We start from the raw sequence: 530 nt of genomic DNA, 5'->3' as shown, positions 1-530 counted from the left end.
TCGCGCAACGTCTGAGGCAGGCACTGAATATAGTGCATCTAGCGATGACAACGGCAACATCACAGGTACTAATATATCTGGCTCAGTAAGTAGTAATGGCACGGTTTCTCTGGTGTTTGCGGTAGATATGGTGCAGGAATCTATCACCTATGATTATGATGAACTCACCATTATCAATGTGCCTAGCCCACCAGGTGGCATTGACCGCAGCAAACTACCGGAAGGCGGCTATGTACCAATATTTCATGAGTTTAATCTTGTGTGCGTGCAAGACCGTAACCGAACCCAACACGCAACACTGAGCGATGGCCAAGAGTTAACGGTAACCGTTGACGCTAACTGGGTAGATATTGTTGATAATGATGGCCTATCGCTCTACAGCGCCAATGATGACAATTACAGCTATGACAAAGCCTCTGGTAAAGTCACAATCAAACCTGGCATTGCTAACTTTTCTGGCCCGTTCATCATAACTGTAGTGCTCAGTGAGCTGGTTTTGGTGGATGCCATAGAGAACGACACACTAAAGA

At 46.2% G+C, this 530-nt stretch carries 1 pseudogene; it reads left to right on the top strand.

Annotated elements, in window-relative coordinates:
* Positions 1-530: pseudogene (locus L1D50_RS23320) on the top strand (hypothetical protein); the annotation flags it as partial.

Source organism: Pseudoalteromonas sp. Isolate6 (assembly GCF_022398435.1).
GTDB classification, from domain to species: Bacteria; Pseudomonadota; Gammaproteobacteria; order Enterobacterales; family Alteromonadaceae; genus Pseudoalteromonas; species Pseudoalteromonas galatheae.
This window is presented reverse-complemented; position numbering and strand designations above follow the sequence as displayed.